We start from the raw sequence: 22,967 nt of genomic DNA, 5'->3' as shown, positions 1-22,967 counted from the left end.
CTACCTGTCCATGTCAGTCAGTTTCGCCGCTATGGCCGAATCGATGGCCGCAAGATCGGCCGCATCCAGCCGGATGGTCCCGGCCCGCGCATTGTCGAGCGCTTGTGCCGGATTGCGCGCCCCGCAAAGTGCAAAAGTGATGCCCGGCTGCGCCAGCGTCCAGGCAATCACGATCTGGGCGATGCTCGCGCCGTGTTTTTCTGCGACCGGCCGGATGGCGTTGGCCAGCGCCGTCGCCTTCTGGCGGTTGTCGACTGAAAAGCGCGGATTGTCCTTGCGCTGGTCATCGCCTGAGAACACCCGGTCCGGACCGATGGTGCCGGACAGCAACCCCAGCGCCAGCGACGAGTAGCTCAGCGTCGCAATGCTGTTGGCCTTGGTCAGCGGCAGAAGCTCCGCCTCGATCTCCCGGTCGATCATGCTGAACCGCTCCTGGATCGCATCGAGACCACCAGCAGCAATATAGGCATTGAGGTCGTTGGGGCTGACATTGCTTGCGCCGATCGCCCGGATCTTGCCCGATGTGCGCAGGTCTTCCAGCGCCCGCATCGTTTCCTCGACCGAAGTCGTCGGATCTTGCCAATGGGTGATGTAGAGATCGATATAGTCGGTTCCGAGCCGCCTCAGGCTTTCCTCGACCTCATGCAGGATCGCGTCGCGGCCGAGATAACGGTGCACCGGCTTGCCGTCTTGAACGAAGAAATGACGACCCTTCTGCGTATGCCAGACGAGGCCGCATTTGGTGGCGATGACTGCCTTGTCGCGGCGCCCGTTCAGTGCCTTGCCGACGATCTCCTCGGAACGTCCAAGCCCATAGGCTGGCGCCGTGTCGATCAGGGTGACGCCGGCATCGAGCGATGCCTGGATTGCGGCGATGGATTCGGCCTCATCGGTCCCGCCCCACATCCAGCCGCCGATCGCCCAGGTGCCCAGTCCCACCGCCGAGGCGGAAACGCCGGATTTGCCGATCTCACGTGTCAATTGCAGTCCGCTCATGCCCATTTTCCTTCGCCATTCGCCAGTGCCAGCACCCGCGCACCTGTCGCCTCATCGGTCACCAGCGTATCCAGATGATTGCCCCTGAGAACGCTGAGGATCGGGCCCGCCTTGTTCGGCCCGCTCGCCACACCGATCTTGGTGGGGATCGAGGCGAATTCCGGCAGCGTCAGCGACACCAGCGAACGGTTGAGGCTGTAGTCGCAGACCTGGCCATGATCATCGAGCAGATGCGCCAGCAATTCGCAGGAGGCGCCGGACCGCTCGATCGCGGCGCGGTCGGTGCTTGAGGACGGATGCAGGTCGTAGTAGCTCGAATCGTCCGACAGGATCGAGCCGATGCCGACCACCGCCACCTTCGCCTCGCGGGCCCGTTTGAAAACGTCTGCGACGGAACGCATGTTGATCAGCATCGCCCGCTGCTCGGCATCATCGGCAAAGAGAGGCGCATGGATCTGGTAGGAACGTCCCCCAAGCCGGTCGGCCATCAAGGTCGAGACATGATTGACGTCGGTATAGTGTTTACCCTGCACGCAGCCGGTTGCTGGAATGACCTCGACATTGAACCGACGCGGCGGCTGCAGACCGGCAACGACGGCGCTCACCCCTTTGCCGCCGGTGATGCAGATCGTATCGCCGTCGATGATCTCTTCCAGCAGCAACCGCGCTGCCGCTTCGCCGACGGCCTGGAGCGCCGTCTGCGGATTGTCCGACACGGTCGGCACCACCACGGCGCGGCCGATGCCGCCAAGCGCTCGTAGCCGTTCTTCCATATCGACCAGCGGCTCGACCGGCGACTTGATCTTGATCTCGACCAGGCCGAGCTGGCGGCCGCGCTTGATCAAGCGGTTGACGGTGGCGTGCGAGATGCCGAGCTGATCGGCAATCTGCGCCTGTGTCAGCCCCTCGAGGAAATGCAGGACCAGGGCCTGGTGCATCTGCCGGGCGATGACGATTTCCTCGCGCGGCGCATTTGCGGGTTTGAGTTTGGCTATCGGCATATCAGGCAGCCTTCCGCTTGTGCAGGAAATGGTCGATCGAGACGGCTGCAAGCAGAATGCAGCCTTTGATCATGTCTTGCCAATAGACGGACACGTCAAGCAAGATCAACGAGCTCGTTACGACCGACAGAAGGGCAATGCCGAGAATAGCCCCAAGGATCGTGCCGGAACCGCCATTCAGCGACGCACCGCCGATCACCGCGGCGGCGATGATGTTGAGCTCCATGCCGACGCCAAAGGTCGGGGTCGCGGCACCGAAGCGGGACATGTAGATCACCCCGGCAACGCCTGACAGCGTGGCGCAGAGCACCGTCACCCAGAACTTCACCTGGTTGGTCTTGATGCCGGAATAGAGCGCCGCCTTCTCGTTGCTGCCGGTGTAGAACACCTTGCGGAAGGCGGTTGCCCGGCGCAGCAGGAAGTCGAACAGCACGACGACCGCAACAAAAATCAGGATCACATAGGGGACGCCATAGAATGTGCCCTGCCCGACCGCCTTGAACGAGGGCGGCAAGGTGAACAGCGACAGCGGCGTGCCCTTGGTGATGATCAGGCAGATACCACGCACGATGACCATGGCCGCAAGCGAGGTGATGAAGTGGTTGAGCCCGACGACCGTGACGAAGAAGCCCATGACACAGCCGATCAGGCCGCTGGCGATGATCCCGATCAGGGATGCGCTCCATGGATCGAGCCCCATCAGGAACAGCGAGCCCGACAGCACCATCGAGAAGCAGACGACCGAGCCGACCGACAGGTCGATGCCGCCGACAATCAACAGAATGGTCATGCCGACAACGACGATCCCTTCCACCGAGAACGACATCAGCATCGCCCGGAAGTTGCCGAGCGTCAGAAAATGCGGCGAGGCAAAACTCATGACGATGCAGAGCGCCAGGATGATCGCGATCAGTCCCGCCTCGCGCATCGTCCCCAGCCGTTTCCAGCCGGGCGCGCGTGCCTGATGTGCCGTTGCCAGTGTAGCGTCCGCCATGACCCTGTCTCCTGCCCCTGCTTTTTCCCTACGCGGCATGCTCTGATGCCTTTGAATTGTTGTGACCGCCGATACCGGAGGCGAGCCGCATGATCGTTTCCTCCGTCATCGCCTCGCCCTCGACCTCGCCTGCGACCGTGCCCTCGTGGATGACCAGCACCCGATCGCACAGGCCGAGAAGCTCCGGCAGTTCCGACGAGATGACGACGATGCCGATGCCGGAGCGCGCGAGATCGCGCAGCAGCCGGTGGATTTCCGATTTGGCGCCGACATCGATGCCACGGGTCGGCTCATCCATCAGAATGACCTTGGGATCGACCGCCAACTGCTTGGCAATCGCCACCTTCTGCTGGTTTCCGCCCGACAGCGACGAGACCGGCATATCGATGCCACCCATCCGTACGCCGAGCCGCCGGGCCAGGTTGTGGGCACGATCCGCCTCGGCCTTGGAATCCAACAGTCCCAGCGGTCCGGTCAGCGATTTCAAATCGAGAACGGCAATGTTCTGGGCGATGGAAAGATCAAGGAAAATGCCGGAGCCTTTCCGGTCTTCCGACAGGTAGACGACACCCGCCTGCGCTGCCTGCGCATAGGACCGCGCCCGCAGCCGCTGTCCATGCAGTTGCACCTCGCCGCCGGTTACAGGCCGCAATCCGCAAATACCTTCAGCTATCTCCGTGCGCCCCGAGCCGATCAGCCCGCCGACGCCGAGAATTTCACCCTTGCGCAGGTCGAAGCTCACATCCGTGAAGCGGCTGCCGTCGCCGAGATCGCGGACGCTCAAGATGATCTCATCGGTCCGCTCCGCCAGCGCCTGCTTTTCCGGATAGAGCTGGGTGATCTCGCGCCCGACCATGCGGCGCACCACATCATCCGGCGTCAAGTCCGCCACCTTCTCCGTCGAGACATAACGGCCATCGCGAAACACGGTGACCCGGTCGCACAGGCTGAAGATTTCGGCCATGCGGTGGCTGATATAGATGATCGAAATACCCTGCGCCTTGAGGTCGCGGATGATTCCGAACAGGACCTGCGTCTCCGATTCCGTCAAAGCAGCCGTCGGTTCGTCGAAGATCAGCACCCGGCAATCGAGCGTCAGCGCCTTGGCGATCTCGACAAGCTGCTGACTGGAAATCGACAGGTCGCCGACTTTGCGGCGCACGTCGATCGGCGCCAGACGATTCATCACGACCTGCGCATCCCGCTCCAGCCGGCCATAATTCATGAAAGGGGAGCGGCGGCGGTTGGTCGCGGCCATGAACATGTTCTCGGCCACCGTCGCATCGGGGCAGAGCGCGATTTCCTGATGCACGAGGCCAAGCCCGAGCGATTGCGCCACGGCCGGCGACGTCACCGTTACCGGCGCGCCATCGACGAGAACGTCCCCTTCGGTCGGCTGCTGCACGCCGGCAATGATGTTCATCAGCGTCGACTTGCCCGCGCCGTTTTCGCCGCAAAGCGCATGAACCTCGCCCTTCTCCAGGCTGAAGCTCACATCCGTCAACGCCTTCACCGCCCCGAAGTGCTTGCTGACATTGCGGATTTCCAGAACCGGCACCGACGCCATCATCGTCTCCTCCTCACGCTCGCGGTGGCTGTCCGGAGTTTCCTGCCTCCGGACAGCCGGCACAAAGGCTTACTCCTCGATGCCTTTGGTGCCCCGCCGCTTCAGATACTTGTCCCAGTAGAAGTCGTCGGCATTATCAGCCGTGACGATCGACAGGCCGTTGTCGACGAACGGAATGCTCATCGGGTTGAAGCCGGCGCGCTTGGCGTCGTTCATCGGGTCGATGAGTTCCGGATGCTTGGCCAGCCACAGAAGCATGAAGCCCATGTAACCCTGCATGCCCTGGTTCGGATTGATCGAACCGAACACTTCGCCTGCCTTGATCATATCGAGAATGTTGGCATTGACGTCGGCGCACATCACGAGGATCTTGCCGCCGCTTTCCTTGTTGGCCTGCGAAGCGCCGATGGCCGAATTCGCTTCCGGCATGAAGACGGCCCCAATGTTCGGATGGGCCTGCACCAAGCTCATCAGGCCCTGATAGGCCTTGTTCGGGTCCTGGTTGGACGCAGCGCGGCCGACGAGCTTCATGTCAGGATATTTTTCCTCCATGCGGGCGATGAAGGCGGCGATACGCTTGTCGTGGTTGTCCTGGCCCGGATTTTCGAGAACGGCATATTCACCCTTGCCACCCATCTTTTCGGCAATCGCGTCCGCCGCATAGGTGCCTTCGCGGGTATTGTCCGAGGTGACGAACGAGATGCGCTTGGAAAGCGGTGCATCGGCTGCGAAGGTCACGACCGCCGTGCCCTGGTCGATTGCCCGGTTGATCGGCTCGATGAACGGATCGGAGTTCATCGGATGAACGAGGATACCGGCCGGGTTCTGGGCCAGCGCCTGGTCGAAAGTGGCGATCTGCTTGTTGACGTCATATTCCGGCGTGCCGGTATAGGCGGTCTCGCAGCCGAGCTGCTGACCGGCCTGCTTGAACATTTCATAGACCGGGAACCAATATTCGACGCCCGATACCATGACGTTCATGACGTATTTTTCACCCGGCTTGCAGCGGAACGGATTTTCCGTGTCCGCGCTGGCCACGCCGGCCAAAAGCGTCGATGCAAGGACCGCCAATGCGGTCGTGCTTAGAAAATTGCGCAAGTTTCCTCCTCGAGGCCGAAGCCCCTCCCAAATATCCGGCGGCGCCTTAGCGGCTGCCGATGATCCATTGAAGACCGGAGTTCCTCCTCGAAATCCGGTATGGGCAGGTAATCCCAGACACAGCAGCCTGTCAATATAATTCACACACTGAAATATATTTCACTCGCTAGGTCTTTGGATCGGTTGTTTGCCGCACGCGTGGGCTAACGGAGCACGCCGGCTTCTTCGGCCGCTACTTTGAAAGCCAATGCGGCCGCGGCTGCATCGGCTCGCCCGTGGACGGCGTCCGTGCAGATCTTCTTGGCGGTGGCGAAGGATGCCGCTTTCTCACGCGGCCAACAGGTCATCAGATATGCGAGCGCGTCCCTGCTATTGCGGATACTTTTAAGATGGTCGCCATCCCCAACGATGACCTCAACGGGCTGGTCCCAAAAATCGCGGCGCATCGACATCTCCTCAGCTCTTCGGCTATGGCTGAACGTCATCTGCGCGGGCTCGTTCCAGCATGGGACTTTGGTCCCATACGGTCGGGCGAAAGATCCTTATGCGCTGCACGTGCGCGGTTCTCCTCCACTGGATTGTGATCCTCATTCGCTCTACAGCAAGGGACGTGTTCCGAGCCCGTCCCCTTAAGGTGCAATTCATCTATGACGAAAAAAATTTATCTCGCCGGTCCTGAAGTGTTCCTTCCAAACGCCCGTGAAATGCTCGACCGGAAGGCCGCGCTTGCCCGCGAGGCGGGACTTCACCCACTCTCACCTGGTGATCTGGAAATCCCGCAAACGAACTCGAAGCGCGAGCGGGCGGCAGCGATAAACGCAGTGGATGAGAAGATGATGATGGAGGCCGATGCCATCATCGCCAATCTCACACCGTTTCGCGGCATTGCCGCCGATACCGGGACGGCTTTCGAACTCGGCTTTATGTGCGCAAGCGGCAAGCCTGTCTTCGCCTATACGAATGTGGCCCGCGATCACAGCGGACGGGTGAGCGATCTTTATGGCGGCGCCGTCGCCTATGATGGTGAAGGTCGGCTGCGAGACCCGAACGGGATCGCGGTCGAGGATTTCGGCCTGGCCGACAATCTCATGCTGCACGCCGGGATCGAGCGGCGCGGCGGCGTCCTCATCGTCGGAGACGCGGCTCGCGATGCGCTCTATACGGATTTAACCGCGTTCAAGACCTGTCTCGCCATCGCAGTCGAGAAGCTGCGATAAAGGACTGTCCAGGCGTTTAGATGATCGAGATGCGCCGTTCGTTGGGCTTCCACGCTGAGCTATGGATTTGAGTTCCCCTTAAAGCGCTGACATATCGGAGGGAAGCGTTAAACCGAAGGCGTCACGCGCCATCAGGCAAGCAGCATCTCCGGGAACGCATTCGCGACAAACGACAGGCCGAATATCGTAGACGACGCAAGATGTCTCAACACCGACCCGACCGGACAATGCAGCGCAACGCGACCCGTTACAACGCATTCCCGTCTCATCTGCAGCGACGAAGCGCGGTGGCAGCAAATCGAGAGCAGCATCACTTTCCGTGGAAAATCTTGGCCAGTCAGGTGAAAAGGAGCAACACGCACCGCAGGTTTGGCAATCTAGATCGCTTAGTGAGTTCATAACCAGCTCCTACCACGGCACCTCCCGGCAACGCAAAGTGCTTAATACGGAAGATGACTTGAGGCGGAACGGATTCAGGCGGCCTTTGCGGTGTCCTCGCTATGACAAATCTCCATTGACAGCACTTTTAGGCATTCCTTGCTGAAAGCTGCCAATGAAGTGCCGAACGATAGAAGACGGCGAGCAAACAAAATCACGGACGAAACTGACCATTGACATTGGCGGTGTTAAGGCCGAAGCCGCACTCGGCTGCGCAATGCGCGGCCGTTTTCACGAGGATTCGAGAGATGAAGACCAAGGCGGCTGCAGCCAACGCCGGAAACCTGATCATGACGGGTATCGTGCTGATGCTGCTCGGCGATCTGCTCTTTGCGCTGAACGATGCTATGGGCAAATGGCTGCTCACGAACTTCGCCCTCGGTCAGGTACTGGTGATCCGCTCGGTCGGCTCTTTCATCGTGCTTGGGCCGATGATCGCACGGCAAGGGCCGATGGCCCTGTTCCGTGTCGAGCAGAAGCGCCTCCAGTTCATACGTGTTTTCATGGCGACCGCCGATGTCGCCCTGTTCTACGCGGCCGTCGCCTATCTGCCGCTCGCCGACGTCATGACCTTCTATATGGCCGGGCCGATCTACATAGCCGCGCTCTCGCATTTCTTTCTTGGGGAGAAGATCGGCTGGCGTCGCTGGCTAGCCGTTTTGGTCGGCTTCGCGGGCGTCGTCATCGCGCTGCGTCCGTCGACGGCGATGCTGTCGCTTCCGTCGCTCTTCGGCCTTGCCGGCAGCCTTGCCTTTGCGCTGTCGCTGGTGATGAGCCGTTATCTGCGTTCGACCAGCGACACGACCCTGGTGACGTGGCAGACGATCGCCGCCCTTGCCACCGGCATTGCGCTGAGCATCGGCCATTGGCAGCCGGCAACGCTCGTCAATTGGTCCGGCATGCTCCTGCTCGGTGTCGTCGCCACCTGCGCGCATCTCTTGATCACCCGCTCGCTGAAGCTCGCACCGGCATCGCTGCTGGCGCCGATGCAATATACGCTGCTGCTCTGGGCGATCGTGCTGGGCTACATCTTCTTCAACGATATTCCCGATATGCAGATCATCGTCGGCGCCGCAATCATCGTCTTTGCCGGGCTCTTCATCTTCCATCGGAAGAACCTGAAAGAGACGGTTCCGGTCGAAGCCGTCCCGCCCGACGGCCATTGAGGCTATAGCGCCGCTTATCTTTCAGTTTCGCACAGGACGCCGCTGTAACCCCTGGAATTCCTGCATTTCCACGGAACAATTTGGACGCCTGCACGCTACTCCCGAGCATTCAAACCCGGGAGATCGCAATGGCGTTCATGACCCTCGAAGACCTATCCTCGCAATTGAAGAAGATCGATTTCTGCATGCTGTCGACGAACGCCGGGTCGGGCCGCATCTCGGCCCGCCCGATGAGCAATAATGGCGACGTCGAATATGACGGGGATTCTTGGTTCTTTTCGTATGAGGACAGCAGGAAAATCACGGAGATCGAAGGCATCGACATGGTCTCGCTGACGTTCACGGCACCGCCCAGTCTCCTCGGCAAGCCGGGGATCTTCATAGCTGTCGAGGGCGTCGCCTCACTGGTGCGGGACAAGGCGGCATTCGAAGACCATTGGGTGCCCGATCTCGAGCGGTGGTTTCCGGAAGGTGTGGACACTCCCGGGATCGTTCTTATCAAAGTTTCGGCGTCCTCCATCCGCTACTGGGATGGTGAGGAAAACGGCGAGGTCACCCTACCCGGATTAGCGAGCTAAGAGAGCGGCATAACGGTGTGCCCTACTCTGCGGGCGGCTCTTCCCAGCCGAAGACGCTCCGGCCGGCGAAATCGGCGGACTGGCGGAATTCGCCGGCGATGATTTCCTTGAGGTCAGGGCCTGTCACATAGCGTTCCATCTGCCTGGATTGATTATCCAGGCGCTTGAGCGCCTGCAACTCTTCCTCCCGTCCGAGCCTGGCCTTCTGCACTGCCGATTTCATTACGCCGATCGTCTCGTCATAGACCTTGAGCGGCACCGGGAAGGGATGGCGGTCCTTGCCGCCATGGGCGATGGAGAAGCGTGCCGGATCGGAAAAACGGCAGGGTGCGCCGTGGACGACCTCGGCCACCATAGCCAGCGCCTCCACCGTGCGGGCGCCGACACCGGGAACCAGCAGCAGCTCTTCGAAATCCGCCGGCCCGCGGTCGGCTGCGGCAGCAAGATTTCCATGCAGACGCCGCATATTGACATCGCTCTCGCGCACGTCGTGATGCGCCGGCATGATCAGGTGCGGCAGCATCGGCTGCTCGGCTGGCTCGGGCGCCGGCTGCTTGACACGCAGCAGCGCGGCGGCCTCGCGGATGATCCGGTCAGGACCGAGTGTTGCCAGCAGATCGAGCTGGCCGCGCCGCGACCGCTCGGCGCGCCGGTCGGCCAGATTGACGATCGTGCCCTGGCTCCTGCCCTCGATTGCCGCATGCGGCGAGTCGACAAAACTCTCCAGCCCCTCCGACAGCCAGTGATAGCGCCGTGCCTGCCGCCTGTCGCCGTTCATGCCCTGTTGCACGACCACCCAATGGCCGTCATCGGCGACGATGAAACCGTGCAGATAAAGATCGAACCCATCCTGAAGCGCAGCGCTGTCGACCTTGGCGATGAGACGGCTCGTTGTCGCCAGGCCTTCGCCATCGAGGCCGACGCGTTCGCCGATCGAGACGAGCTCGTGCGGGGTTTTGCGCGATTGCGCGCCGCGGCCGCCGCAGACATGCAGGCCGAGTTCGCCGGCGCGCGGTTTCAGCCCGCGCTTCAACGCACCGAGAACACTTGTGGTGATGCCGGAGGAATGCCAATCCATGCCCATCACCGCGCCGAAGGACTGAAACCAGAAGGGATGAGCGAGCCTGCGCAGGAATTCGTCCCGGCCGTAGTGATGCACGATCGCTTCGGCGATCAGGGCTCCGAGCCGCGTCATCCGGTCGCCGAGCCAATGCGGCACACGTCCCCCGTGAAGGGGAAGATCGGCGCTGCCTGCGCGTTGTGACATCTCGTTTCCTTACGCTTTCCATCACTCCGACGCCGCACGGAACCCAAAAATATTCCAGGCGTTTGTTTTCGCAGTTAGAAGCCGAGGCAATCATGACCGCAATCGAGACCGTCTTCAATAACCCGAGCCTGCCCCAGGCAAAATCGCAATGGCCGGACGGCCGCGAAAAACGGAATAACAGCGCTTTGCGCCTGGAGGGCATCGCCGAGAAGGCGGCCTTCCTGATCAACGGCAACCGATATTTCGCCGAAGTTTCGCGGGCGCTGCGGCAGGCACGGCGCACGATCTGGATCATCGGCTGGGATTTCAATCCCGACATCCCGTTGGAACCGGAGCAATCCGACGAGACTTTGGCAGACCTGTTGCATGGGCTCGCGGCGGCCAATCCCGAACTCGAGATACGCATCCTCATCTGGGCGCTCGGGCCGGTCTATTCGGAAAAATCCCTGCAGGTGCTTCGCAAGAAGAACTTCCCTGAAGAATGCCCGGATCGACCTGCGTTTCGATCTTCAGGGTGCCGTTCGCGGCTCTCACCATCAGAAACTCGTCTGCATCGACGACGCCGTCGGCTTCATCGGCGGCATCGACCTGACGTCGCGGCGATGGGACACAAAGCGCCATCATGCCAGGGACAGGCTCCGGCGGGACCCCGAGGGCGTGTCCTACGATCCGCTCCATGACGTTCAGGCGATGGTCACGGGCGACGCCGCACGGCTGATCGGCGATATCGCCAGGCGACGCTGGGAAACAGCTACCGGCGAAAGGCACCCGCCGCTTGCCGAGCGCGCGCCCTTTCCCTGGCCGGACGATCTTGCTGTTTCGCTGCGGGATATCCCGGTGAGCTTCGCGCTGACGGAGCCGTCGACGACCTTGTGCGCCGGCATCAGCGACGGTATCGCCTCGACATTGGATATCATTTCGCGAGCACGGCGCCTGCTTTATATCGAGGCGCAATATCTCGCCTCCTTCCGCGTCGCCGACGCCATAGCCGCACGGCTGCAGGAGGAAGACGGGCCCGAGGTCGTCATCATCTGCACGCGCAGCTCCCACGGGCTGATCGAAAAGATTATCATGGGCGGCAATCGCGACCGCGTCATCCGCCTTCTCAAACGGGCCGATCGCGCGAACCGGCTGCGGGTCTATTTTCCCGTTGTGCCCGGGCCGACAGTGCCCGGGCCAATCGTGCCCGGGCGGACAGCACCAGCGACTGTCGACGAGGTCGAGGTGCTCATCCATTCCAAACTGATGATCGCCGACGATGAGCTGGTACGCATCGGCTCCTCCAATCTCAACAATCGCTCCGAAGGGATTGATTCGGAATGCGATATCCTATTCGAATCTGAAACAGACGAGCACCGCCGCGCGGTGGCGGAGCTGCGTAACCGCCTGCTGGCGGAATATCTCGGAACAGGCACCGAGACCGTTGCAGCCGCCTACGCGCAAAGCGGCTCGGTGATCGAAGGGATTGAGGCGCTGAATGACGGCGCCCGGGGTCTGAGAGAATTCGTCGTCGAGCTTTCCGGCAGCACCTCACCGGTCAGAGGGACCGGGTTCTTTGACCCGGCCCGGCCTTTCCTGCCGCTACGCCGATTGGGCCTCGGCGCGCTCGTCCGCTTCCTCGTCCGTCCCGCGTGACCTTCGGAAGACGATCTCACTGATGAGGAGAAGCGTCGTGCCGAGTGCCAACGGAATGAAGAAATAGGCGCAGCGAAACGCGATCAGCGCGCCGATCGAGGCTTCCTGCGGCACGGCATAGGAGACAGTCGCCTCCAGCACGCCGAGCCCACCAGGAACATGGGTTGCGAGAATTGCCGAATTGGCCAGCACATACGCCGTCACCGACCTGAAGAAAGCGACGTCGCCGAAGGCAGAGAGCATCTGGTGCAGGCAGGCGGAAACGAGGATGAAGTTGATCGTCCCGATCGCGACCTGCGCGACGGCAATCGAAAATCGCGGCAACTGAAACGACCATCGCCAAGCGCGCAACTTGCCGCGGATGAAAAACGCCAGCGCCGCATAGACGACCGGCACGATGAGCGCCAGCACACCGAAAATGCGTACATTGGCCGTATCAAGCCGCAGCAGGCGCCCGGCATCACCCGGATTGACGATTAGAGCAAGGCCGCCGAGCGTGATCAGCCCGAGCCCGACCGTGACGCCGCAGAACAGGATAATTTTCGCTACGTCCTCGGTCGTCAGTCCCCAGCGCGAATAAAAGCGGTAGCGGAAAGCACCGCTGCTCAGCCCGGCAAAACCGATATTGTGGCCGAGCGACAGGCTGATGAACGAAGCCAATGCAATTTTAGGATAAGGCAAGGATTTGCCGAGCGAACGGATCGCCAGCAGATCGAAACAGCCAAGACATAGATAGGATGCCGCAGCAAAGAGAAGCGCTGTACAGAAGCTTGAAAGCGGGATGCTGCGAACCGACTGGACGATCTGGTCGAGGCTGTACTGCTCGAAGATGCGATAGAGAAGAAAGACTGCAAAACAAAGGGCGGCAACCAGCAGTCCATTCCAGATCATGCTTTTCAAGCTCATCGATTGTCCTCGGGAGTGCGAGCGTGGTGGGTCGATAATCTGGAACGATCAAACGAGTTTTGTGTTCCCCCGGAACACGATCGATGTCCCAAGGGACGAGTTTCAGCGGACCCATGGCGGAAAAATCAATCAGACTCCTGACTTATAACGTGCACAGTTGTATCGGCAGCGACCGTAAGCTCGATCCCGGGCGCATCGCTTCGGTCATCGCCGAGGCGCAAGCCGACATCGTCGCGCTTCAGGAGGTCGATGTCCTCCGGCGCAGGACCGGCGGCATCGACCAGGCGCATATGATCGCCTCGCTGCTCGAAATGCAGGCCCATTTTCATCCGGCGCTGTCGGTTGCCGAAGAGCAATATGGCGATGCGATCATCACCGCTCTGCCGACAGGCGCGGTCAAGGCCGGCCCGCTGCCATCCATCGGCGAACAGCGCGGCGCCCTTTCCGTCGAAATCCTGGTCGGCGACAGAAAACTGCTGGTTGTCAACACTCATCTCGGGCTTCGCGGCCGCGAGCGCATGCGGCAGATGACGACGCTATTGAGCGCGGGCTGGCTGCGCGGCACGGCGGACGAACCGCTTCCCACTATTCTCTGCGGCGACTTCAACGCCATTCCGTCGTCGGCGACGTACCGACTTGCCGCGCGATCGCTGAAGGACGCCCAGCTCGCAGGCAAGGACCGGCCGAAAGCGACCTTTCCCTCCCGCTACCCGCTGATGCGTATCGACCACGTCTTCGTCAGCGACGATCTCGTCGTCAAGAAAGCGGCCGTGCTGCAAAACCGGCTGACGAGGATCGCTTCGGATCACCTCCCTCTTCTTGCAGAAATCTGCTTCGCCTGAACGCTGGCGCCACGCGCGACCTCCTAGGCGTTGTTATCCACTGAAAAACGACACGCATCAGCGCTTGCAGCGACATTGAAACGAATATTTCACGAATAATGTTATATGGAATATCTGTTCCGCCCGCGCATCATGTGTCCGGGTGATGGATGTTCAGTCGTTCGAGCGGATCGGGACCTTCACTCGAAATCGACTGCTCTCTTGGAGGAAGAGGAGGGGTTGATGTTGGCTAGGCTGTTGTCACGTGTGCGCATCCAGACGCAGGTGATGGTGTTCATCGCGCCATTCGTCTTGAGCATCATGGCCGTCGGCGCCATGGGCTTTTATGCATCGAGCCTGCTCCAGGGGCGGATGGATATTTCCAACTCCGTCCTGCAGTCCTTGAGCGGCTTTCGCAATCTATCTGCCGCGATGGCCGAATTCCTCGCCAATGCCACGCAGGAAAACAGAGACGCCGTCACCGCCAAGCTTGCCGATCAGCGTGCTCTTCTGAAATCCGGCCTCGACAGGCTCGCCGCGGATCGCAGCGGCCAGCAGGAGTTGGAACAGGCGCTCTCTTCGATCGATGGAATTTCGACACGCATGGACTCGCTGTGGCAGCTTCAAGAAAGCCGGACGGCACTCCTTGCCGATCTCCAGAAAGCGCAGAGCGTCGTCGTGTCGTCCCAGACGGATATCGTCGAGGGCTCCAAGGTTCTCCAACGCGCGGCCGACCTGCAGGAAGACGAGTCTCGCAACACGCTCGGCGACGCGCGGCGCATTTCGGATTTCGCGTCCTTCACCCAATCGCTGAACGACAAGGCCCAAGCCGCCGGCCCGATCAGTGGCGCGGATCTCGACGAACTCGCCCGGCAACAGCGCATCGTCGGAATGGCGCTCGGCGGCGATGCGCCGGACGCTAAAAAAGCGATCGACGATACCATCGCGACCCTGAAGCCGCTTGTCGAGGCTTCCGGCCAGACCGAGGCGCGCGTCGCTGGCCTTCGTGATGCGACGGCCCAGATCGTCGGCAGGCTGCCCGAATTGCAGGTCGTCGCCACGCGGCGGTTGAAGGCCGTGACGGATAAAGCGGCTGAAACGGCCAAGACGGTCGAGCGTGCCAAGACCAGCCAGAGAGACGGTCAGAAGCTGACGACCTCGGCATATGTGATCCAGATCGTCCTGGCGAAACTGACGCTCGCCCCGACGGACGCCAATCTCCAGCGGCTTTCGCAGGAAATCACCGCTGTCAGAAAAGGGCTGGATATGTTGATCTCGAATGCGGGCGGCGTTGCCCAATTCGATAATCTCAAACCGAAGCTTCTGCCGGCACTTGATAAGATGCAGAAGGCCGCCACCGATCTCGTCCGCATCAGCGCGCAGCGCCAGGAAGAATTCCGCGCCGCCGCTGCCGATGTCGACCGGATGTGGTCGCAACTGACGGCGTTCGCCGAAATGCAGCGGCAGAACGCAGCCGAGGAACGTACCGACGCCAATGCCATGTCTTTGGGAACGACGATCCTCGGCGCGGTGATCGCAATCCTTGCCGGCGTCGGGCTGACGGTCACACTCAAGGGCCCGATCAACCAGATCACCTCGGCCATGCGGCGGCTTGCGGATGGCAAGCTTGAAACGTCGATCGTCGGCGAGACCCGGGCCGATGAAATCGGCGATATGGCCCGCGCGCTCGAAGTCTTCAAGAACAATGCCATCGCCAAGGTCGAGATCGAGGAGCGTAGCGAGATCGAACGGGCGAAGGCTGAGGAGGAAAGGCATCGCAACGACGAGGAAAAACGTGCCGTCGAACAGCAGATCGACTTCGCAGTGACGGCCTTGGCCGAAGGGCTCGGGCGCCTGGCGCGAGGCGATATTTCACAGACGATCGCGTCGCCCTTCTTCGGCCGGCTGGAGCAGCTTCGCAACGACTTCAATTCGTCGCTGCTTCGCCTGCAGGAAACGATCGATCAGATCCGCACCAACACCCGCATGATCGAAGGCAATGCCGGCCAGATGGATCTGTCGGCAAGCAACCTCGCAAAGCGCACCGAGCAGCAGGCCGTCGCGCTTGAGGAAATCGCCGCGGCTATCGAGGAGATCACCACCACGGTTCGCTCGTCGGCAGCCTGCGCCGACGATGCCCGCGAGATCATCACCGACACCAAGAAGACGGCCGATTCCTCATCCGGTGTCGTCGCCAGCGCCATCGAGGCGATGAGCAAGATCGAAGCCGCTTCGGACGAGATCGTGCAGATCATCGGCGTCATCGACGACATCGCATTCCAGACGAACCTGCTCGCGCTCAATGCCGGCATCGAAGCAGCCCGCGCCGGCGAGGCTGGAAAAGGCTTTGCGGTCGTGGCTCAGGAGGTTCGCGATCTCGCTCAGCGCTCCGCCGAGGCCGGGCAAAGGATCAAACAGCTGATCGGGCGCTCGCGGACGGAGATTACCAACGGGGCGCGGGTCGTGCGGGAAACCAGCGAAGTCCTCGAAAGCATTTCCGCGAAAGTGGTCACCGCATCCGAGCAGATGGACGTCATTGCGCGGTCGAGCCGGGAGCAATACAACGCGCTGCACGAAGTCAATTCCTCCGTCAACCGGATGGATCAGATGACGCAGCAGAACGCGGCCATGGTTGAGGAAACGAGCGCGGCGACGAAGGAACTTGCCGACGAGACGAAGACGCTCCTGCAACTGATCGACCAATTCCAATTGGATGAAACAGAGACGCGTCGCGTGAACGCTGCATAGTGGGGCTCCGCTCTGCTTCGTAGCCGCCCGTGACGGGCGGGCGGGTCAGTGACGACTGTAGAGCGGCGGCATCACCTCTTCATCCGAGAGATCCGGATAGAGCCGCCGGCGTGTACGATCGAGCGCTTCCGCCTCCCTGCGATTCCGTTCCAGGAGTACGGCCGTGACGTCTTTATAGGGAGCGCCGTCCTTCAAGGCGACACGGACGATCCCGCCCTGCGAGAGGAAGTCGCAGAAGGATCGCACCGAGCGAAGACGTGTCGTAATCTCGATATAGCGGTCGTCATGTCCAGTCATGTTCGCCTCCTTAAGATGTAAAATGTCACGAACACTTCGGCAAGAAGATGACACTGGTTTCATGACGGTCCCAGACCCGATCGGCCATGTGCGGAAGCCGGTTCCAAATGCGCAAACAGGTGCAGATTTCGCTTTGGAGCTTTAGGCATTATCCTCTGGCGAATTTCCGATTCATAGTGGCGGCGACCAAGGGCAGCGCCGTGGTCGCGACGGTTCCGAGGGGCAGTCGCCTGATACCCCGGGTGATAACGAATGCCGCAGCCATCGCGCCGGCGAGCTTCAGCCACGGCTGATTGCCGAGCTGGGCATGGGCACTGGCATCTGCCCATCGGACGTTTTCAGTCACGACGGCCGCAGTCTGGTCTCTGATTACATGAAGGCGGGCCTGGAGGTTTTCGAGCTCCTTCCTCAGCTCCCGCAACCGACTTTCCAGAACATGCTCCTCCGAGACCAGGAACGGTTCCTCCATATAAGCATCGGCCGGTGTAAGAGCATCCTGGCCGAGCGTTGCGAGGTAGGCCTCGTACTCGGCTTCGCTCGCAAACCCCTCACGCCGGATCAGCTCCGGGTTGATGCTCGTCTCCTCTCCGTTCGCCGTCCGCGCGCCGACATCGTCGTGTCTCTGTTCCGCGCCGACACCGGCGGGCTCGTCCTTAAACATGATGCGTCTCCCGTTGTTTCCTCGGCAGAACGCTCGATGGCTCTATTTGATCCATCACGGCCGCGATGCGCTGAAACGCTCCGGCCGAAATTCCGCCAGCAGTGGATGACGGCGTCCGGTGGCGATCTCGTCCGCCAGCAGTTCGCCGGCGATCAGGCCGAGCGTGGCTCCACTATGGCTGAAGGCGACGAAATAACCCCAGATCGACGGCAGCTCGCCGAAGACCGGTTCGCCGTCGCCCGGAATGGGCTTCGGGCCGACACCATAATCGTCGATCTCGAGCGTGGGGTTGCCTTCGAGAACTTTTGACGCCTCGCGCAGCAGCCCGTCCAGCGTCGATTGTCTGACCTCATAACTGCCGTCCGGCTTCATTCCGACCTCTTCCTCGGACCAGGCCGAATCGAGCGCGAACCCGCCATTGGGCATGGGCCGGATGGCGACGCGGGGAGTGTTAAGCACGGCCTTCAGCGAATGGCGGATCGGCTTCGTCCTGACGAGAAGGGCGACCGGCGTTGCGTCGGCGATATGCTGACCGGCTTCGGCGACGATTGCCGGAACGGCGCTGCCCGCGGCAAGCAGCACAGAACTCCGCTTGCCAGTGCCTGCCGTCCGCCGTGCTCACGCCGCGGACGCGGGCGCCTTCGACATCAATTATCGCGCGCCCAGCGTCTGTCACGACCTCGCCGCCGAGCAAACGGAACTCCGCTGCGAGAATGCCGATCAGAGATGGGAGATCGACCCAGCCTTCCCCAGGATTGAAGATCGCACCCTGCACCGTCACCGCGCTGGCGTCGACGCCGGGCGTCGCGCCGGCAATGTTTTCCTGGGTCAGCCATTGCGCGTGATAGCCGAGATTGCACTCATAGTCGAAGACCTCGGCGATCTCGTTACCGGCGTCATCGGCATCCCAGGTCAGCCCGCCATCGAAACGCAGCCAAGGCGCATCCGGATATCGGGCGGCGAGCGTTCGATACCGGTCGATACCGGCGAGGCGCAGCCGGTGATAGGCGTCGGAGCGTTTCCGGGCAGAATTGAGCCAGGCGAGCGAACGGCTGGAGGCGCCATTGGCAAGCGGCCCGTCACTGACGAGCACGGTGGCGATCCCAAGGCGCGCGAGATGGACAGCCGTCGAGACGCCGAATATGCCGCCGCCGATGACGACAACCTTCGAAGGTTTTGGGGTAGCATTCATGTCGATAACCTTGTTTCCTGCTATGTCGAACGAATTCCGATGCATCCGTCGTGAGTGACGTTGGCGGCATGCTTCACGTCAGGGGCTAGAGGACTTCCGCAAGGAAGCGCTTCAGCCGCTCGCTTTGGGGATTGTCGAAGATCTGCTGTGGGCAGCCGGCCTCGACGATCCGGCCCTCATCCATGAAGACCACCTGATCGGCCACCTTCCGCGCAAATCCCATCTCGTGCGTGACGACGGCCATGGTCATGCCCTGGCGGCCGAGAGCCGCCATCAAGTCGAGAACGCCCTTGACCAGTTCGGGATCGAGCGCACTCGTCACTTCGTCGAACAGGATAAGCTCCGGATCCATGGCAAGAGCTCGCGCGATGGCGACGCGCTGCTGCTGCCCGCCCGATAGACCTGCCGGGCGATGATCCCTGCGCTCGGCAAGACCGACCTCGGCCAAACGCGCCTCGGCGATGCGTCGCGCCTCCTGCCTCGGCATCTTCTTGATCTTCGTCAGGGAAAGCATGACGTTCTCAAGCGCTGTGTGATCGGGAAAGAGGTTGAAGTGCTGGAACACCATCCCCACCCGCCGGCGCAACCGTTCCGGTTTCATGGCCAGAATGCTGTCGCCATCGAGCAGGATGTCACCGCCCTTCGGTTCCACCAGCCTGTTCATGCAGCGCAAAAGCGTCGATTTGCCCGAACCGGAGGGGCCGATGATGCAGGTGACGGTCCCGGCGGCGATGTCGAGGTCGACACCCTTCAGCACGTCGAGATCGCCATAGGCCATGCTCAGATCCCGGATGTTCAGGGCGCCGCCCTGGAAGCGCGGTTTCGTCTCTCCGGAAGATTTGGCCGCGGGCTGCGGGACGGCAGCGGCTTGCAACTCGCTGACCTCGGCCAGACCACTCGCAGCACCCGTACCGCGGCCCTGTTTTCCCAGGCGTAGTCTCACGTCGATGTAGTTGACCAAGTGGGTGAGCGGCACGGTGATGACGAGATAGAAGACGCCCGCCAGCAGCAAGGGCGACAGATTGCCCGTTACGACAGCCTGATCCTGCCCGACGCGGAAGATTTCCCGCTCGGAGGCGAGCAATCCGAGGAAATAGACGAGGCTGGAATCCTTGACGTTTCCGATGAACTGATTGACCAGCGCCGGCAGGACGCGCCGGATGCCTTGCGGGATGACGATCAGGCGCATGCCTTGCCCGTAGCTCATGCCCAGCGCTCGACAGGCTTCCATCTGGCCGCGCTCGACGCTTTGGATACCCGAGCGGAAGATTTCGCCGATATAGGCCCCGGCGATCAGGCTGAGCGCCAGGATGCCGAGCGGGAATGGCGACGGGCCGAAGATCTCTCGTCCGATCCGGGCAAAACCCTGACCGATGATCAGGATCGTGACGATTGCCGGCAGGCCGCGAAAGATATCGGTGTAGATGCGCGCGGGCAGCCGTAGCCAGCGGGACTGCGAGATGCCCATCACGGCGAGAGCCATGCCGATGACGACGCCGAGCACGGTCGAGGCGGCGGCCAGGATCAGGGTGTTCTTGAGGCCGACGCTGATCATGCTCGGCAGCACTTCCGCCATGGCGTCCCAATCCAGGAAGCTGCGGCGCAGATTTTCAAGCCAGTTCATCGAGATCCCCATCGAAGCCCACGCCGGGCATAAGGCCGTCCGCCGGAGCGGACGGCCTGCGGCCTCACTTCTTAGGAAGATACTGGTCCGGCATCGGCGAGCCTGGGAACCATTTTTCGTAGAGGGTCTTCCAGGTGCCGTCCTGCATCGCGTCGTGAAGGGCGCCGTTCAGCGCCGTGCGGAAGGCATCATTCCCCTTGCGGATCACGAAGCCCGCCGGCGCATCGAAGGATGGGATGTTGACCGCAACCTTCAGCGCAGGATAGCGCTCGCCATATTGTTTGGCCGCCTCGTAATCGAGGAAATGCGCATCGACCGTGCCATTGTTGAGGGCGGCGACGGCGGAATTGTTATCGGGGAATTTCACTAGATCGGTTCCACCGAAATTCTTGGCCGCATAGACCTCCTGCAAGGTGCCCTGAACGACGCCGAGACGTTTGCCCTTGAGGCCGTCGGCATCCTTGATGCCGGCATCCGCGGTCAAAACCGAGAGATAACCGGCAAGATAGCCGTCAGAAAAATCGACGGTCTTCTTGCGGGCTTCGGTGGTGCCGATCGCGGCGACGGCAACGTCGAAGCGTTCGTTTGCCACCGACGGCAGGAGGGCTGAAAATTCCTGGCCCGTGAACGTCACCTTGTCTTTCGGGAAGCCGAGGCGGGAGACGACGTTGAGAAACAGTTCGATATCGAAGCCGGTGAACTGACCGTCGGCCGTCGCAAATGTATAGGGCTTGGAATCTCCCATCGTGCCGACGCTGATCGTCCCCGTCTCGATCAGGTTATAGGGATTGTCGGCCGCAACGGCAGAGCCTGCCCCCATCGCAAGAAGGCACGTCAGAATGCCGGCCCGCAATGGGGCGAGGGTGGCCGCAAATGTTTCAAAAGGCTTCATCGTCGTTCTCCGCTCTGAAAGGAATGCTCTTGTCGGCATATTGCTTCGCCCACACTCTGTCGCGTATCAGCAGCAGAGCTTTATGGGCAGGATACCGGTCTCTGATATAAAGAGACCGGTCTCACAACATATTTGATATCTGTCAATTGACCGGCCGTCAACAACTCTTGTAGTCCTCGGTTATGGAAGATTCCGCTCATCCGAAACGGCCAGTCACGGTCGCCGACGTTGCGAAGGCCGCAAAGGTCTCGAAGGCAACGGCCGCCCGTGTGCTCGGCGGCTACGGCGTCGTCAGCGTCCAGATCAAGGATCAGGTGATGGCGGCAGCCGCCGCACTCGAATACCGCCCGAACGAGCTCGCCCGGAGCATGAGCACGGGACGGTCGGGCATCATCGGCGTGGTTGTCGGCGATATCGAGAACGCTTTCTTCAGTCTGGCAGTGCGCGGCATCAGCGATGCGGCCCGCCTTGCAGGCTTCAACATCATCATCGCAAATTCGGGCGAACAACTCGATGCTGAAAGATCGGCCGTCGACCTGCTGATTGGCAAGCGCGTCGATGGCCTGATCGTCACGCCGGCCCGCTGCGACCGCCTCGATCACCTGCAGCATGTCCGCCGCGCCGGCGTGCCGCTGGTTCTGTTCGACCGGGCCATCCCCGAACTCGATGTCGACGCCGTGACCGGCGACGACCGGGAGGCAGCCCTCACCGCGACCCGGCATCTGATCGGCCAAGGACATCGCCGCCTCGCCTATGTCTCGGCCATGGATGCCGAGAGAGGCGGGCTCACCGATATCGCGCTTATCTCGAATTCCGCCGTGCGCGAACGCGTGGAAGGCTTCGTCAGCGCTCTGACCGAGGCGGATTTGCCGAACCCTCTTCACTCCGTCAGGCTCGGTGCCACAGACCAGCATCAGACGGACGCGGTGATGAAACGTCTGCTTTCGGAAATATCACCGCCGACGGCGCTGCTGGCATCCGACAGCCTCGTCGGCTTGCGCATTTTCAAGTCGCTGCAATCGCTCGGCCTGTCGATCCCGCAGGATGTCTCGATGATTTCCTTTCTAGACGCCGACTGGACCAGCGTCACCGTTCCACCGATCACCATCGTCGACCAGCGCGTCTACGAGCTTGGCAAACTCGCCGGCGAACGGCTCGTCGCCCGCATCGAGCGCACCCCGCTTGCCGTCGAACATCTGCGCGTTACCACGAGCCTTGTCGTGCGCGGCTCCGTGGCGACGATCGGCCGGTGAGATCCGGGCTAAAGCCGATATGCTCTAATCATAGAGCTCGCCATGACCAATCTGCTCCTGCCTGGCAGATGTGTCGCTGATAGCGGGATCGTCGGCCGGATCGGGATCTTTCTTGTTGGCATCACGCAGAAACTGGGCGGCTTCAAGCAGCGCTGCAGTTATCTCTTCGGTTGCCCATCCGGCTTCATTGGCGGCGGCAACCAGTCCTTCCAATGCGTCGCGCGCGGCATCAGTCGCCTCTTTGAAGCGTTGCGCGGGCGCTTCGGTTTTCGGCGATGGAAAGGTCATCGGAATTCCCTCCACTAGGTTCTGACTATTGGAGATGAACGCAGCCCGCGGGAAATGGATGCACGATCATGCGGATTTCGGCGACGACATCCGCCTCAGATGACCGTCTGCAACAGAAACGGCGAGCGCTCTAGCGGACGCTGGGCAAGGATCCTCAGCATCGCCGGGCCTTGTATGCCGGTCGTCGTCGTGGAGCGGCCGTCGTGGTAGACCACCGTCATAACGCGGCTGAGGCTATCGTACCTGATCTGTGCGATCGTGCGCGTGTGAACCTGAAAGATGAATTCGTGGGGCTGAGATTTCCGCCTGGACCGCTTCGAGCTCATTG

Annotated in this window: 21 protein-coding genes and 2 pseudogenes; 7 read left to right on the top strand and 16 right to left on the bottom strand. The window is 61.4% G+C overall.

Going from position 1 to position 22,967, the window contains the following annotated elements:
- The 6 genes from MF410_RS29270 to MF410_RS29245 form a co-directional block, all read right to left on the bottom strand.
- Nucleotides 1-996, bottom strand: coding sequence for an aldo/keto reductase (locus MF410_RS29270; RefSeq protein WP_097628026.1), 996 nt, complete (start codon nucleotides 994-996; stop codon nucleotides 1-3).
- On the bottom strand, nucleotides 993-1,997 hold the full coding sequence (locus tag MF410_RS29265; RefSeq protein ID WP_017991367.1) for a sugar-binding transcriptional regulator: 1,005 nt from the start codon (nucleotides 1,995-1,997) through the stop codon (nucleotides 993-995). The genes MF410_RS29270 and MF410_RS29265 overlap by 4 nt, the downstream gene beginning before the upstream one ends.
- Before the next feature lies 1 nt (nucleotide 1,998).
- The gene (locus tag MF410_RS29260) at nucleotides 1,999-2,991 is read right to left on the bottom strand and encodes an ABC transporter permease (protein ID WP_018480686.1); all 993 of its coding nucleotides are present in this window, start codon (nucleotides 2,989-2,991) and stop codon (nucleotides 1,999-2,001) included.
- A 28-nt stretch (nucleotides 2,992-3,019) separates the two neighbouring features.
- Nucleotides 3,020-4,558, bottom strand: a complete 1,539-nt coding sequence (locus tag MF410_RS29255) for a sugar ABC transporter ATP-binding protein (RefSeq protein ID WP_097628138.1) — start codon at nucleotides 4,556-4,558, stop codon at nucleotides 3,020-3,022.
- Nucleotides 4,559-4,627: 69 nt separating this feature from the next.
- Complete coding sequence (locus MF410_RS29250) at nucleotides 4,628-5,656, bottom strand: substrate-binding domain-containing protein (protein WP_026230460.1); 1,029 nt, start codon at nucleotides 5,654-5,656, stop codon at nucleotides 4,628-4,630.
- A gap of 203 nt (nucleotides 5,657-5,859) precedes the next feature.
- Nucleotides 5,860-6,102, bottom strand: a complete 243-nt coding sequence (locus tag MF410_RS29245; RefSeq protein ID WP_097628139.1) for a DUF982 domain-containing protein — start codon at nucleotides 6,100-6,102, stop codon at nucleotides 5,860-5,862.
- Nucleotides 6,103-6,303: 201 nt separating this feature from the next.
- Here MF410_RS29245 and MF410_RS29240 point away from each other — a divergent pair, with 201 nt between their 5' ends.
- Nucleotides 6,304-6,873 (top strand): nucleoside 2-deoxyribosyltransferase, encoded by a 570-nt coding sequence (locus MF410_RS29240; RefSeq protein WP_097628027.1) that lies wholly within the window; start codon nucleotides 6,304-6,306, stop codon nucleotides 6,871-6,873.
- A 78-nt stretch (nucleotides 6,874-6,951) separates the two neighbouring features.
- On the opposite strand, the gene MF410_RS29235 is transcribed toward MF410_RS29240, so the two are convergent.
- Nucleotides 6,952-7,272, bottom strand: coding sequence for a YkgJ family cysteine cluster protein (locus MF410_RS29235; protein ID WP_097628028.1), 321 nt, complete (start codon nucleotides 7,270-7,272; stop codon nucleotides 6,952-6,954).
- Between the two features lie 287 nt (nucleotides 7,273-7,559).
- Between MF410_RS29235 and MF410_RS29230 the strand changes: the two genes are divergently transcribed.
- Nucleotides 7,560-8,477, top strand: a complete 918-nt coding sequence (locus MF410_RS29230; protein WP_097628029.1) for a DMT family transporter — start codon at nucleotides 7,560-7,562, stop codon at nucleotides 8,475-8,477.
- A gap of 128 nt (nucleotides 8,478-8,605) precedes the next feature.
- Nucleotides 8,606-9,055 (top strand): pyridoxamine 5'-phosphate oxidase family protein, encoded by a 450-nt coding sequence (locus MF410_RS29225; RefSeq protein WP_097628030.1) that lies wholly within the window; start codon nucleotides 8,606-8,608, stop codon nucleotides 9,053-9,055.
- A gap of 22 nt (nucleotides 9,056-9,077) precedes the next feature.
- Here MF410_RS29225 and MF410_RS29220 read toward each other — a convergent pair whose 3' ends face one another.
- On the bottom strand, nucleotides 9,078-10,322 hold the full coding sequence (locus tag MF410_RS29220; protein WP_097628031.1) for a DUF763 domain-containing protein: 1,245 nt from the start codon (nucleotides 10,320-10,322) through the stop codon (nucleotides 9,078-9,080).
- Nucleotides 10,323-10,414: 92 nt separating this feature from the next.
- Here MF410_RS29220 and MF410_RS29215 point away from each other — a divergent pair.
- Nucleotides 10,415-11,957, top strand: a pseudogene (locus MF410_RS29215) (phospholipase D-like domain-containing protein).
- Here the strand turns inward: MF410_RS29215 and MF410_RS29210 are convergent.
- Nucleotides 11,904-12,863, bottom strand: a complete 960-nt coding sequence (locus tag MF410_RS29210) for a lysylphosphatidylglycerol synthase domain-containing protein (protein ID WP_097628033.1) — start codon at nucleotides 12,861-12,863, stop codon at nucleotides 11,904-11,906. The pseudogene MF410_RS29215 and the gene MF410_RS29210 overlap by 54 nt on opposite strands.
- Nucleotides 12,864-12,976: 113 nt before the next feature.
- Here MF410_RS29210 and MF410_RS29205 point away from each other — a divergent pair, with 113 nt between their 5' ends.
- Both MF410_RS29205 and MF410_RS29200 read left to right on the top strand, forming a co-directional pair.
- Nucleotides 12,977-13,705, top strand: a complete 729-nt coding sequence (locus MF410_RS29205; protein WP_097628034.1) for an endonuclease/exonuclease/phosphatase family protein — start codon at nucleotides 12,977-12,979, stop codon at nucleotides 13,703-13,705.
- Between the two features lie 222 nt (nucleotides 13,706-13,927).
- Nucleotides 13,928-16,432 (top strand): methyl-accepting chemotaxis protein, encoded by a 2,505-nt coding sequence (locus MF410_RS29200; protein WP_097628035.1) that lies wholly within the window; start codon nucleotides 13,928-13,930, stop codon nucleotides 16,430-16,432.
- Nucleotides 16,433-16,477: 45 nt separating this feature from the next.
- Here the strand turns inward: MF410_RS29200 and MF410_RS29195 are convergent, their stop codons facing one another.
- The 5 genes and pseudogenes from MF410_RS29195 to MF410_RS29170 form a co-directional block, all read right to left on the bottom strand.
- Complete coding sequence (locus tag MF410_RS29195; protein WP_097628036.1) at nucleotides 16,478-16,729, bottom strand: hypothetical protein; 252 nt, start codon at nucleotides 16,727-16,729, stop codon at nucleotides 16,478-16,480.
- Between the two features lie 148 nt (nucleotides 16,730-16,877).
- Entirely contained in the window at nucleotides 16,878-17,390 is a 513-nt protein-coding gene (locus MF410_RS29190; RefSeq protein WP_097628037.1) for a hypothetical protein, read from the bottom strand.
- A 54-nt stretch (nucleotides 17,391-17,444) separates the two neighbouring features.
- Nucleotides 17,445-18,582 (bottom strand): annotated as a pseudogene (locus MF410_RS29185) (FAD-binding oxidoreductase).
- An 85-nt stretch (nucleotides 18,583-18,667) separates the two neighbouring features.
- Nucleotides 18,668-20,206: an amino acid ABC transporter permease/ATP-binding protein gene (locus MF410_RS36680; RefSeq protein ID WP_275593046.1), complete on the bottom strand. Its 1,539-nt coding sequence runs from the start codon at nucleotides 20,204-20,206 to the stop codon at nucleotides 18,668-18,670.
- A 64-nt stretch (nucleotides 20,207-20,270) separates the two neighbouring features.
- Complete coding sequence (locus tag MF410_RS29170) at nucleotides 20,271-21,098, bottom strand: ABC transporter substrate-binding protein (protein WP_097628038.1); 828 nt, start codon at nucleotides 21,096-21,098, stop codon at nucleotides 20,271-20,273.
- Nucleotides 21,099-21,280: 182 nt separating this feature from the next.
- Here MF410_RS29170 and MF410_RS29165 point away from each other — a divergent pair, with 182 nt between their 5' ends.
- Nucleotides 21,281-22,351, top strand: a complete 1,071-nt coding sequence (locus tag MF410_RS29165; RefSeq protein WP_097628039.1) for a LacI family DNA-binding transcriptional regulator — start codon at nucleotides 21,281-21,283, stop codon at nucleotides 22,349-22,351.
- A gap of 24 nt (nucleotides 22,352-22,375) precedes the next feature.
- On the opposite strand, the gene MF410_RS29160 is transcribed toward MF410_RS29165, so the two are convergent.
- The gene (locus MF410_RS29160; RefSeq protein WP_097628040.1) at nucleotides 22,376-22,639 is read right to left on the bottom strand and encodes a hypothetical protein; all 264 of its coding nucleotides are present in this window, start codon (nucleotides 22,637-22,639) and stop codon (nucleotides 22,376-22,378) included.
- Nucleotides 22,640-22,734: 95 nt separating this feature from the next.
- Nucleotides 22,735-22,965, bottom strand: a complete 231-nt coding sequence (locus tag MF410_RS29155; protein WP_037074096.1) for a hypothetical protein — start codon at nucleotides 22,963-22,965, stop codon at nucleotides 22,735-22,737.
- Between the last annotated feature and the right edge of the window lie 2 nt (nucleotides 22,966-22,967).

Origin of the sequence: Rhizobium sp. C104 (assembly GCF_022354505.1) — a bacterium.
Lineage (GTDB): Bacteria > Pseudomonadota > Alphaproteobacteria > Rhizobiales > Rhizobiaceae > Rhizobium > Rhizobium redzepovicii.
The sequence above is the reverse complement of the archived record's forward strand: the minus strand, read 5'-3'. Positions and strand labels throughout refer to the sequence as shown.